12 protein-coding genes are annotated in these 12368 nt (G+C 38.4%); all 12 read right to left on the bottom strand.

Going from position 1 to position 12368, the window contains the following annotated elements; genetic code table 11:
- Nucleotides 1–323: 323 nt before the first annotated feature.
- Complete coding sequence (locus AC1RNS_RS07140) at nt 324–1547, bottom strand: M16 family metallopeptidase (RefSeq protein ID WP_492991620.1); 1224 nt, start codon at nt 1545–1547, stop codon at nt 324–326.
- A gap of 67 nt (nt 1548–1614) precedes the next feature.
- Entirely contained in the window at nt 1615–3729 is a 2115-nt protein-coding gene (gene pnp / locus AC1RNS_RS07135; RefSeq protein WP_492991619.1) for a polyribonucleotide nucleotidyltransferase, read from the bottom strand.
- A 534-nt stretch (nt 3730–4263) separates the two neighbouring features.
- The gene (rpsO, locus tag AC1RNS_RS07130) at nt 4264–4533 is read right to left on the bottom strand and encodes a 30S ribosomal protein S15 (RefSeq protein ID WP_492991618.1); all 270 of its coding nucleotides are present in this window, start codon (nt 4531–4533) and stop codon (nt 4264–4266) included.
- A gap of 195 nt (nt 4534–4728) precedes the next feature.
- The gene (gene ribF / locus AC1RNS_RS07125) at nt 4729–5679 is read right to left on the bottom strand and encodes a riboflavin biosynthesis protein RibF (RefSeq protein WP_492991617.1); all 951 of its coding nucleotides are present in this window, start codon (nt 5677–5679) and stop codon (nt 4729–4731) included.
- 12 nt (nt 5680–5691) lie between these two features.
- Nucleotides 5692–6603, bottom strand: a complete 912-nt coding sequence (truB, locus tag AC1RNS_RS07120; RefSeq protein ID WP_492991616.1) for a tRNA pseudouridine(55) synthase TruB — start codon at nt 6601–6603, stop codon at nt 5692–5694.
- A gap of 118 nt (nt 6604–6721) precedes the next feature.
- Nucleotides 6722–7063 carry a 30S ribosome-binding factor RbfA gene (gene rbfA / locus AC1RNS_RS07115; RefSeq protein ID WP_492991615.1) on the bottom strand — a complete coding sequence of 114 codons (342 nt, stop codon included), beginning with the start codon at nt 7061–7063 and terminating at the stop codon, nt 6722–6724.
- Between the two features lie 102 nt (nt 7064–7165).
- Nucleotides 7166–7444, bottom strand: a complete 279-nt coding sequence (locus AC1RNS_RS07110; protein WP_054770642.1) for a DUF503 domain-containing protein — start codon at nt 7442–7444, stop codon at nt 7166–7168.
- Nucleotides 7444–9729 (bottom strand): translation initiation factor IF-2, encoded by a 2286-nt coding sequence (gene infB / locus AC1RNS_RS07105; protein ID WP_492991614.1) that lies wholly within the window; start codon nt 9727–9729, stop codon nt 7444–7446. The genes AC1RNS_RS07110 and infB overlap by 1 nt, the downstream gene beginning before the upstream one ends.
- Nucleotides 9730–9743: 14 nt before the next feature.
- Complete coding sequence (locus tag AC1RNS_RS07100; protein WP_054770641.1) at nt 9744–10052, bottom strand: YlxQ family RNA-binding protein; 309 nt, start codon at nt 10050–10052, stop codon at nt 9744–9746.
- Nucleotides 10049–10327 carry an RNase P modulator RnpM gene (rnpM, locus tag AC1RNS_RS07095; protein WP_492991613.1) on the bottom strand — a complete coding sequence of 93 codons (279 nt, stop codon included), beginning with the start codon at nt 10325–10327 and terminating at the stop codon, nt 10049–10051. Before rnpM ends, AC1RNS_RS07100 begins: the two co-directional genes overlap by 4 nt.
- Before the next feature lie 163 nt (nt 10328–10490).
- Complete coding sequence (gene nusA, locus AC1RNS_RS07090; RefSeq protein ID WP_492991612.1) at nt 10491–11630, bottom strand: transcription termination factor NusA; 1140 nt, start codon at nt 11628–11630, stop codon at nt 10491–10493.
- Between the two features lie 24 nt (nt 11631–11654).
- Complete coding sequence (rimP, locus tag AC1RNS_RS07085; RefSeq protein ID WP_492991611.1) at nt 11655–12131, bottom strand: ribosome maturation factor RimP; 477 nt, start codon at nt 12129–12131, stop codon at nt 11655–11657.
- Nucleotides 12132–12368: the final 237 nt, after the last annotated feature.

Here is a 12368-nt window from a genome sequence, read left to right as displayed (position 1 = left end):
AAAGCGAAGCGTCAGCGACAAAGCGAGTAGCCTGGAACGGAAATCACCTTCATTTGACTTAGTAGTATTCACAAAGATTCCCTTGACCATTTAGTTTTTCAACACTATGAGGCTACCAAAAACGGTAGCCTGTTTTTTATTAAAGTATTGTTTGTGATATCTATCGCTAATGCTCTAAAGGAGTTAGCTCGAATTGCAAAAAATCAAGTGAACGCAAAGTTCCACCATTTCGCTATCGACAGCCGAAAATGCTCAGTGATGCGGCTAGATTTCTTTTATTATTTTATTTATAATGTTTTCACTTTATTTATTCTACAGGTGTTTTATGCATTAGGACCAATTATCGCAATAGCTGGTTCCGCTTTTAATATTTTCGCAATTAAGCGTTCCACTGATTCCATTGAAACTGCATCAATAGCTGCTAATACCTCGTCTACAGAACGATGCTTGCCATGAACCAGTTCACTTGTACCATTACGATTCATACGTGCACCAGTACCCTCTAGTCCAAGTACAAAACTGCCCTTAAGCTGCTCCTTCGCATTATCAAGCTCCTCCTCTGTTATGCCATCAGCCACAATATCAAGCAATGTCGCATCAATTGTATGCTGGAGCTGCGATAATTGTTGAAGACTTGTACTACCGTATATCGTAAATGCTCCGACGTCAGCATAGCAGGATTGATAAGAAAAAATCGTATAAGCTAGACCACGGTCCTCGCGCACTTCTTGGAACAGGCGAGAGCTCATATTACCACCAATAATGTTATTAAGAGCAATAAAACAATACATATCTGGATCTTTTACACCAATTGCTGGGTAAGATATAGCTACATGTGCTTGCTCTGTATCACGTATTTTTGTCACCTCTCCCGGATGAAACTGCGGGTTTGTTAATACTGGAGCAACCTCAAGAGGGGATGCTTGATATTTTCCGAATAAATCCCTTATTGTTTGTATAAGTTTTTCGGAAATATTACCTGCTAATGAAATCACTACCGATTTCGGACCATAATGCTTTGCCATATAATCACGAATCGTATCTGCTGTAAATGTTTTTAACGTAGCAGCCGTACCCAATATTGGACGACCAAGTGCATCGTTGGGATACATTACTTCCCATAGCTTTTCATGCACATCGTCATCAGGTGCATCTTCACTCATTAGGATTTCCTCGAGTACCACTTGTCGTTCCTTCTCTAACTCTTCTTCTGCAAACGTAGAGTTGAAGAACATATCAGCTAGTATTGTGACAGCAAGCTCTGCATGATGATCTAAAACTTTTGCATAATAGCATGTATTTTCCTTAGAGGTAAATGCATTTAATTCTCCTCCAATACGATCAAATTCCTCAGCAATTTGACGAGCAGTACGCGTTGCTGTTCCTTTAAACAGCATGTGCTCAATAAAATGTGTAATTCCATTCTCTTCAGGTAATTCATAGCGAGAACCTGCATTCACAAAAATGCCTAAAGCTACAGATCTTACATGATCAATTTGTTCAGACACAATACGCACACCATTGTCACATGTATGTACTTGTACCATAAAATTCCCTCCATCTTGATTTAAAAAAGGCTGCGCAACATACGCAGCCTTTGCTATATCCTATTATTTACTTACCTTGCTCTGCGCGCTCTTTTTCCTCTTGAATAACAACTTTACGAGATAGATTCACACGTCCTTGCTTGTCAATTTCAATCACTTTTACAAGTAATTGATCGCCAAGTTTTAAAACATCTTCTACCTGCTTTGTACGCTCCTCTTGGATTTCAGAGATATGAAGTAAGCCATCCTTACCAGGGAAGATTTCACAGAATGCACCGAATTTTTCAATACGCTTAACTGTCGCTAAGTAGTACTCCCCTACTTTTGCTTCACGTACGATATCTTCAATAATTTGTTTTGCACGTGCATTCATTTCTTCATCTGCAGAAGAGATATAAATTGTACCGTCTTGCTCTGTATCAATTTTTACCCCTGTTTCTTCGATAATTTTGTTGATTTGTTTACCGCCTGGTCCAATAACATCACGGATTTTATCAGGGTTAATTTTCACAATGACAATTTTCGGTGCGAATTGAGATAATTTTCCACGCGGTTCAGCAAGTGTCGCAAGCATTGATTCTAAAATATGCATACGGCCAATTTTAGCTTGTGTTAATGCTTCTTCTAAAATATTGCGAGATAATCCATCGATTTTAATATCCATTTGAAGAGCTGTTACACCTTTAGCTGTACCTGCAACTTTAAAGTCCATATCTCCAAGGTGATCTTCCATTCCTTGAATATCTGTTAAGATGGAATAATGCTCACCTTTTTTAATAAGACCCATTGCAATACCTGCTACAGGCGCTTTTAATGGAACACCTGCATCCATCATTGCTAACGTGGAAGCACAGATAGAAGCCTGAGAAGTTGAACCATTCGATTCAAGCACCTCTGATACACAACGAATCGTGTATGGGAATACAGACTCATCTGGAATAACCGCATCAAGCGCACGTTCTCCTAGCGCACCATGACCGATTTCACGACGTCCTGGTCCACGAATCGGGCCTGTCTCCCCTACTGAGAATTGAGGGAAGTTATAATGATGCATAAAGCGTTTAGATTCTTCCACACCTAATCCATCAATAATTTGAACATCTCCAAGTGCTCCTAAAGTACAAATAGACAATGCTTGTGTTTGTCCACGTGTAAATAATGCTGAACCATGTGTACGTTGTAGTAATCCTGTTTCTGATGAAAGTGGACGAATCTCATCAAGTTTACGACCATCTGGACGAATTTTATCCTCTGTAATTTGACGGCGTACTTCGTCTTTTACCATCTTATCTAGAATCGTATAAACCTGCTTCATTGTTACTTCATCAGCTTCTTGCTCTTCGTAAGAAGCAATAACACGATCTTTTACTGCCTGAATCGCTTCATCACGTGCATGTTTTTCTGCTGTTTGAATAGCATCATGCATGTCAGTCTCACAAGCTGCTTTTATGTCTGTTTGAATCGCTTCATTAATTTCAAATAATGTTACTGGTAATTTTTCTTTTCCTACTTCAGCAACAATTTGCTCTTGGAAAGCAATTATTTTTTTAATTTCTTCATGACCAAACATGATGGCCTCTAACATTACCTCTTCTGGAACTTCAAGTGCGCCTGCTTCAACCATGTTGATAGCATCTTTGTTACCAGCTACAGATAAATGAATAGTTGAGTGATTTGATTGTTCCACTGTTGGGTTCACGATGAATTCACCATCAATATAGCCAACTTGTACACCTGCTATTGGTCCGTCGAATGGTATATCGGAAATAGCTAGTGCTAATGAAGAACCAACCATAGCTGCCATTTCAGACGTACAATCTGGATCATTGGACATAACCATTGAAATCACTTGGACTTCATTACGGAATCCATCTGGGAACATCGGACGAATCGGACGGTCGATTAGACGGCTTGCAAGAATTGCTTTTTCAGACGGACGACCTTCACGTTTAATAAAGCCGCCAGGAATTTTACCTGCAGCATATAGGCGTTCTTCATAGTTTACTGTTAATGGGAAGAAATCAAGTGGTTTTGGTGATTTTGACATTGTTGCTGTTGAAAGTACTGAAGTATCGCCATAGCGTACTAATACAGCTCCATTTGCTTGTTTTGCTAACTGTCCAACTTCAATCACAAGTGGACGGCCAGCCCATTCGTAGGAATAGACTTTCTTCTCGTTCATTCAATGAACCCCTCTCTATTATAAAAACACTTACTTCGTCTGTATGTACTAATAGTAAGTGTACCAAAAATGCTTGTTCTATGCTAAAAAATATTTCATGAAATAATCATACATTTAAAATCAGTTATTGCCAATTTATTTAAGATTTATTTTTATATTTTATTGAAAAAGCAATTTTATACTCTTGTTATATGAATTTGACTTAAATTGATTCCTTCCTGACGAAAAGTAATGGATACAACATTATTTTTAAATGCAGGTTTACACAATAGACTATCATACCACATCCTACTAGTATAAAGAAAGTTAGGTACATAGTAAAGTTTTAGTGGGCATCCAATAAACCCTTGCTCCACTAAAAATTTCCCTCATGGAACAAGGACATGCATTTTAACAATAAATCAAGATTATCACATGACTTTTTTAATTTTGGTTTTTATCAGAATCTAACTAACAATCCTAACTAAAAACAAAAAAAGACTATAGACAAACTTAATTGTCTATAGTCTAAAACAGGAGTAATCCTGCTTTTAATTAGCGACGTAAGCCTAAACGGTTAATTAATTCACGGTAACGTTGTACGTCAGCTTCACGAAGATATTTTAATAAGTGGCGACGACGACCTACCATTTTTAGAAGACCACGCTCAGAGTGGAAATCTTTTTTGTGTGTGCGTAAGTGTGTGTTTAGAGCGTTAATTTCCTCTGTTAACATTGCAACTTGTACTTCTGGTGAACCAGTGTCACTTTCGTGAGTGCGGTACTCAGCGATAATTTCGTTTTTACGTTCTTTTGTAATAGCCATTTGTATGGACCTCCTAAATTGTAATTAATCCCCATTAGCACAGTACACGTTGGAGTCATCGATATACCGAGCTAAGGTTAAGCATTTATGCACTTATGAATGTTACCATAAATCAAAAGGTCAAGCAAGCGATAACGTAATTCTCTTCAAATACTGAAGCAGAAAATACATCATATTAGGTGCTATCTAGCTTTATTATTGGAAAGCATTAAAATAGTCAATTGCTTCCTGTTTATCCTTTTCAATTTGTGCCTTTAATGCTTCTATACCATCAAATTTTCGTTCACTTCGAATACGTTTATACCAAGCTACATGCACCTCTTCGCCATAGATGCTCTTTTCGAAGTTTAATATATGGACCTCAATGGATAATTGCTTATCATTTGGGTCTTTAAATGTTGGTTTGTAGCCTACATTACATACGCCATCATACCAATTATTTTGAACAAATAAACGGACAGCATAGACACCGCTTGCTGGAATATAAGTACCCTCTAGTGCCTGAACATTTGCAGTAGGGAAGCCTATTGTACGCCCTCGCTTATCACCATGTATAACAATACCTGCGATTTCAAAAGGTCGACCTAGCAGCATTCTTGCAGCTTCCATGTCTCCCTCCTGTAAAAGTTTACGAATTCGTGTAGAGCTAATTTTTTCAATATCATCCGTTTTCTTTTCAACAATCGTCACATCATAATCGCCATTACTCAAAGCACGCATCTCCTCCATTGTGCCTTTACCGAATGCACCAAAGGAGAAATCAAAGCCCGCTGCAACATGTTGGATATTTAACCCACGGATAAATGTATCAATAAAGGCTGCTGGAGAAAGTTTGGCAAAATCTGATGTGAAATGTACGACAAATACTGTATCCACGCCTTGTTCTTGAAACAATTGCAATTTTTGCTGCAGCAATGTAATATAAAAAACCTTTTCATTTCGTCCACCAAGGACTATAGAAGGATGTGGATCAAAAGTCATCACTGCAGTTGAGATTTGACGCTTGTCCCCTTCTTCCTTCGCTGCCTTGATAACTGCCTGATGCCCTCTATGTACACCATCAAAAAAGCCAATTGCTAATGAATACGGCTGCATACTTTCTTGTTGCTGTAGTTGATGCGGGTATTTTAAATGAATGACCTCCATACAAAAATCCTCCTACTCTATCGTCGGAAACATCTTATGTGGTTTCATCAACCCTTCTTTCGTAGGATGTGATTGATAAACCGCCATCGCTTTCCCATTGATTCCAAAAACAATTTTATCATGTATCTTTAATAATGTATCTGCCGGAAGCACTTGTCCATTGAAAATTTCTTTTTCATTGGCAGCAGTGATTTCAATATATGGAAAGTCTGTTAATGCATACTCAACTGGTAACATACATCTATCAATTTGTTCAGCTTCCATCAGCTCAGCAACCTGTGACAATGTAAAGCAATTTTCTTGTGTAAATGTGCCTGAGGCCGTACGTACAAGCTCTTGCATATGTGCTGGATAACCAAGTGCTTCCCCGATTTGTACCGCAAATGTGCGTATATATGTCCCCTTACTACAGGCTATACGTACAGGGAACGTAATTTCTTGTCCTTCATATATTTCTCTCTCATCTAAAAGCTCTAAAGCATAAATTGAAACCTTACGTGTCGGTCTTTCAACCGTTTCCCCCTTACGTGCATATTCATAAAGACGTTTACCATTGACTTTGACCGCAGAAAACATAGGTGGTGTTTGTTCAATCACACCTGTTAAAGAAGCTAGTACCTCTAATAGTTGATCCCGAGTGAATTTCTTCATAGTGTTATCTTGTTGAACTGTTTCACCTTCTGCATCCTCAGTTGTCGTTGTTCGACCAATAGATATAATAGCTTCATAGGTTTTTCCTGCATCTGTTAAATATTCTGCAATCCTTGTTGCCTGTCCAATACAAATTGGCAGAACACCCTCTACTCCTGGATCAAGCGTACCTGTATGCCCTACTTTTTTTGTGCGTAAAATTTTTCGTAATTTAAAAACACAATCATGGCTTGTCATGCCACGTTCTTTCCAAAGCGGTAAAATACCGTTCATATAGTTCCTCCCAAAGTCTTCTTTGTTGTAGCTTTGCCAAAACAACAAATTTTTTCTACAATAAAAAGCCTGCCTGCATGAACATGCATGTGGCAGACTCTTTACCTTTACCTTTTCCTTATTCTTCGTGTAGACCTCGTAGCAATGTATCAATACGGTTCCCATATTCAATCGATGAATCAAATTCAAAGATTAATTCTGGTGTACGGCGTAATCGGATACGGGAACCGATTTCTGAACGAATAAAACCAGAAGCTTTTACTAAAGCTTTAAGCGTTTCTTCTCGTTCACGTTCATTGCCTAAAGATGTAATATAAATAGTCGCTTGCTGTAAATCACCTGTTACCTCAACACCCGTAACAGTAACAAACCCAACACGCGGATCTTTTATTTTACGGCCAAGAATATCACCGAGTTCTTTTTTCATTTGCTCAGCAACACGGTTTGAACGTAGAGACATAATTTGTCACCTCTATTTCGATGTACAGATAGTCGTGTGCTCATCCTTTTATAGGTATTAGAATCATCTCTACATATAAATGACACAGCTATCTTCAGTTACTTATAAATAGTCTCGCCACACATTGAGCTGTTCCCATGACGGATTTGACTGTAAGAAATGAAGCGCATGATTAATTTCTCGCTCGGCTGCTTCTTTTGAAGAAGAAACAGCAACAAGTGCTAATTTCGTGCGCTGCCATACATTTTGATGGTCAATTTCCGCAATAGATACATTAAATTTTTGCTTTGTGCGGGTAATCATACGCTGTAAGACAGCACGTTTTTCCTTTAACGAATGGGCAGTTTGAATGATGAATTCAACCTCTGCGTAGACAATCATTAGACGCGTTTAACTTCTTCCATAATATAGGCTTCAATAATGTCGCCTTCTTTAATATCATTGAAGTTTGTAATTGTAATACCACATTCGTACCCTTTCGCAACTTCTTTCACTTCATCTTTGAAACGTTTTAGAGTATCTAACTCACCTTCAAAAATAACTACATTATCACGAATGACACGTACGCCAGAATCACGCGTTACTTTTCCGTCTGTTACGTACGAACCAGCGATAGTACCAACTTTAGAAACTTTAATTGTTTGACGTACTTCTGCTTGACCAATAATTTTTTCTTCAAACTCTGGATCAAGCATACCTTTCATCGCTTGTTCAATTTCTTCAATTACTTTATAAATAATGCGGTGTAAACGAATATCTACGCCTTCTTGTTCTGCTGCACGTTTTGCATTAACGTCTGGACGAACGTTAAAACCAATTACAATGGCATTTGATGCCGCAGCAAGAGATATATCTGATTCTGTAATTGCTCCTGCGCCTGTGTGAATAATTTTTACGTTAACGCCTTCTACATCAATTTTCATTAAAGATGCAGCCATTGCTTCAACAGTACCTTGAACGTCAGCCTTCACGATGAGGTTAAGTTCTTTCATTTCACCTTGGCTCATTTGTTCAAATAGATTATCCAATGTTACGCGCTGTTTTTCAGAACGTTGTGCTTGAATGGCAGACATTGCACGTGTTTCACCGACTTGACGTGCTGTTTTTTCATCTTCAAAAACAACGAAGCGGTCACCAGCTTGTGGTACATCATTTAAACCAGTAATTTCTACTGGCGTTGATGGTCCAGCCTCCTTCACACGACGGCCCTTATCATTTACCATCGCACGTACTCGCCCGTAAGCATGACCAACAACAATCGGGTCTCCTACTTTTAGTGTTCCATCCTGTACTAACAGCGTTGCAACTGAACCACGACCTTTATCAAGCTGTGCTTCAATAACTGTACCTATAGCTAGACGGTTAGGGTTCGCTTTTAATTCGCCTACTTCTGCAACAAGTAAAATCATTTCAAGTAATGTATCAATTCCCTCGCCTTTTAATGCAGAAATCGGTACAAAAATTGTATCTCCGCCCCAAGCCTCTGGAACAAGACCATGCTCTGTTAATTCTTGCATCACACGATCAGGGTTCGCTGAAGGTTTATCCATTTTATTGACAGCAACAATAATTGGTACTTCTGCTGCTTTTGCATGATTAATAGCTTCTACTGTTTGAGGCATGACACCATCATCCGCAGCTACCACTAAAATTGTTAAGTCTGTTACTTTTGCTCCACGTGCACGCATTGTTGTAAAAGCAGCGTGACCTGGTGTATCAAGGAACGTAATTTTTTTGTCGCCTTCAGTTACTTGGTAAGCACCGATATGCTGTGTAATACCACCAGCTTCTCCTGCTGTAACTTTTGTATGACGAATAGAGTCTAATAACGTCGTTTTACCATGGTCAACGTGACCCATAATTGTTACGACAGGAGGACGTTCTGATAATTCTTCCTCATTAACTTCTTCTGTTTGTTCGAAGTGCGTTTCTAAATCCGTAATATCTACACGAATTTCTTCTTCAACTTCTACACCATAGTCTGCACAAATTAATTCAATTGCATCCTTATCTAATTCTTGGTTAATTGTTGCCATCACACCAAGCATAAATAACTTTTTAATGATTTCTGATGGTTCACGATGTAGTTTTTTTGCTAATTCCGCAACAGATAGTGATTCAACGAATGTAATTTTTTCTGGTAATTCCTTTTGTTTCACTGGTACTGATGGTTGATGTGTTTTTGGATGGCGACGTTTGCCTCCGTGAATTCCTGGTTTTGGACGTTGGTTAAAACCACCGCCACCTCTACGATTATTATTATTGTTATTATTATTATTATTTTGTGTCATATTTCGATTTTGATTACCTTTAGTATTCTTAGATTTTTCGTTAGACGAATTTGAGTTTTGACGCATTTGTTGCTGATTGTTTGCTTTAGGCTTAGAAGTAGCAGATTGTTGCATTTGCCCTTCTTGCCTTCTCATCGATTGCTGTGGTTTTTGTTGGCCATTTGCTTGTGTTCTTTGTGATATGTTTTGAGTAGGTGGTTTCACTTCTTTTTTTCCTGATGTACTAAATGATTGGTTTAACTTCGACACAATGTCCTTTTCTAACATAGACATGTGATTTGTTACACTCACATTTAATTTACTTAGTGCTTCAATAACCTCTTTACTCGTTTTATTCACTTGTTTTGCATATTCATGAACTCTGATTTTGGTCATCTGCTCACCCCCGATTATTTTTCGTTGAGTAGACTAGACAATTTACTTGCAAAACCTTTATCGGTAATAGCTAAAGCCACTCGGGCCTCCTTACCTGTAGCATGTCCTAGATCATAACGATCACCAATTACATGATACTCAACGTTGTAGTACGTGCATTTATCTTGAATTTTCTTGCTAGAGTTTTTAGAAGCATCGTTTGCAAGCAGTACTAGCTTAGCATTACCATTGCGGACTTCTTTCACTACTAACTCTTCTCCTGAAATAACTTTACGGGCTCTGGCCGCTATTCCAAGCAAATTAAACACTGCTTGCTGGATCATATAATAGACTCCCTGCGAATCAGCAACAGTAGTTCATCGTAAATTTCTTCAGGAATTTTCACATCAAGTTGGTGCCCTAAAACATTTTTCTTGCGGGCGATTTCAACTGCCTCCTCTGATTTAGAGACATAAGCACCACGTCCAGATTTTTTTCCAGAAACATCCACACTTACCTCGCCCTCTTTTGAACGAACAACACGAATCATTTCTTTTTTTGGTAGCATTTCTCCAGTAGCTACACATTTTCGAAGAGGTACTTTTTTATTAACAGCCATAAGAATCACCTTTCCTCTCTGAAGCTTGTCGTAAGAGGTGGACTAGCCACGCACTACCTCAGTTATGTCCTGATTAATCCTAAGTAGACAATGCCATTATTCAGTCGACGCCCTCAACGTCCACTGAATAATGGCAGTAGACTAGTCACACGGCCTTTCTTACTTATTCTTCGTCGTCTTGATATAAGTCAACTGCTACATCATCAAAATCACTTTCATCATCCTCAGCAGGAATGAAAGTGCTTGTAGCAGATGGATAAATTCCTAGCTCACGAGCATCTGTTTCACTCTTAATATCAATCTTCCAACCAGTTAGCTTTGCAGCTAAACGTGCATTTTGACCACGTTTTCCAATTGCAAGAGATAATTGATAGTCAGGTACGACAACCGTTGTAGATTTTTCTTCTTCGTTTACTTGAACATCTAAAACCTTTGAAGGGCTAAGCGCATTTGCCACGAAGACAACTGGATCTTCTGACCATTCAACGATATCGATTTTTTCACCGTTTAATTCATTGACAATAGTTTGAACACGAGCACCTTTTGCTCCTACACATGAGCCGACTGGATCTACCTCTTCATTGTGTGCATGTACAGAGATTTTTGAACGATCTCCCGCTTCTCGAGCAATCGATTTAATTTCTACAATACCTTCATAAATTTCAGGTACTTCCATCTCAAATAATCGGCGTAATAATCCTGGATGTGTGCGTGACACAATGACTTGAGGTCCACGAGTTGTTCTCTCAACCTTTGTAATATAAACTTTAATACGATCATGTGGGTGATATTTTTCACCTTGTATTTGTTCATTGACTGGCAGTGCAGCTTCAACTTTACCTAAACCTACATAAATATTGCGAGCATCTAGTCGCTCTACTACACCTGTAACAATATCGTCTTCACGGTCTACGTATTGTTCATAAATTAAGCCTCGTTCAGCCTCACGTACGCGTTGTGTCACGACTTGTTTCGCTGTTTGAGCAGCAATACGACCGAAGTTACGAGGTGTCACTTCTTGTTCAACCACATCTTCTAATTGATAAGCTGGGTTGATAGCTTTTGCATCCTCTAAAGATATTTGTAAACGATCATCCTCTACCTCTTCTACAACATCTTTACGCGAAAAGACACGAATAGAGCCCTTATCTAAATTTAAGTCCACACGAACATTCTGTGCTTGATTAAAGTTGCGTTTGTAAGCTGTAACCAATGCCGCTTCAATTGCTTCAATCAACACTTCTCTTGAAATTCCTTTTTGTTCTTCTAGCGCAGTTAGCGCATCTAACAAATCACTACTCATTTTGTTTTCACTCCTAAATATGCATTATGCTGAAAAATCGATGGCTAGTCGTGCCAATGCGATTTTTTCTTGTTCAATGGTTACTTTTATTTTGCGTGTTTTAATACTTACTTCCATCACTAATGTATGTTCATTGTATGACGTTAAGTAGCCTTGGAATTCCTTCATGTCCTTAATGGGCTCATAGGTCTTTACGTAAATAAATTTACCAACCGCTTTTTCAAAATCAGCATCTTTTTTTAGTGGACGTTCTGCTCCAGGTGAAGAAACTTCTAAATAATAGTTTTGTGTAATTGGATCTTTTTCATCCAGTAGTAGACTTAGTCTTTCACTTACTTGAGCACATTGGCCAATGTCAATTCCGCCTTCAGGTGTATCAACATAAACACGTAAAAACCAGTTACGTCCTTCTTTTACGAACTCGATGTCCACTAACTCAAGGTTTAACTCTTCTACAATTGGTTTAGCGAGCTCTTCAATTAAAGATGGTACTTTGCTCATTGTTGCCTCCTGTATCTATTAAATTCTAGCGTAATAAGGATTCATTACTAAAACAAAATGTTGTAATGAACCATAATAAAACAGAAATTCCACCATTGCTTTGGTGAAATTTTACGGTCTTACCTGCTGTTAGTCAAAAATTTGTTTTGCTACGGTATAACAACAGAAAAGAGCGGGAAGGCCCCACTCTTTTGCTGGAAAATTATCAACAAATTATTACCATAAGAATAGCACAGT

It is taken from the genome of Lysinibacillus sp. GW821-FHT14F06, from assembly GCF_058803665.1.
The sequence above is the reverse complement of the archived record's forward strand: the minus strand, read 5'-3'. Positions and strand labels throughout refer to the sequence as shown.

Bases quoted from the DNA above. Each gene is read 5' to 3' on its own strand.
- AC1RNS_RS07140 (WP_492991620.1), bottom strand. From the start codon at position 1,547: ATGGTACAAGTACATACATGTGACAATGGTGTGCGTATTGTGTCTGAA.
- pnp (WP_492991619.1), bottom strand. From the start codon at position 3,729: ATGAACGAGAAGAAAGTCTATTCCTACGAATGGGCTGGCCGTCCACTT.
- rpsO (WP_492991618.1), bottom strand. From the start codon at position 4,533: ATGGCTATTACAAAAGAACGTAAAAACGAAATTATCGCTGAGTACCGC.
- ribF (WP_492991617.1), bottom strand. From the start codon at position 5,679: ATGGAGGTCATTCATTTAAAATACCCGCATCAACTACAGCAACAAGAA.
- truB (WP_492991616.1), bottom strand. From the start codon at position 6,603: ATGAACGGTATTTTACCGCTTTGGAAAGAACGTGGCATGACAAGCCAT.
- rbfA (WP_492991615.1), bottom strand. From the start codon at position 7,063: ATGTCTCTACGTTCAAACCGTGTTGCTGAGCAAATGAAAAAAGAACTC.
- AC1RNS_RS07110 (WP_054770642.1), bottom strand. From the start codon at position 7,444: ATGATTGTCTACGCAGAGGTTGAATTCATCATTCAAACTGCCCATTCG.
- infB (WP_492991614.1), bottom strand. From the start codon at position 9,729: ATGACCAAAATCAGAGTTCATGAATATGCAAAACAAGTGAATAAAACG.
- AC1RNS_RS07100 (WP_054770641.1), bottom strand. From the start codon at position 10,052: ATGATCCAGCAAGCAGTGTTTAATTTGCTTGGAATAGCGGCCAGAGCC.
- rnpM (WP_492991613.1), bottom strand. From the start codon at position 10,327: ATGGCTGTTAATAAAAAAGTACCTCTTCGAAAATGTGTAGCTACTGGA.
- nusA (WP_492991612.1), bottom strand. From the start codon at position 11,630: ATGAGTAGTGATTTGTTAGATGCGCTAACTGCGCTAGAAGAACAAAAA.
- rimP (WP_492991611.1), bottom strand. From the start codon at position 12,131: ATGAGCAAAGTACCATCTTTAATTGAAGAGCTCGCTAAACCAATTGTA.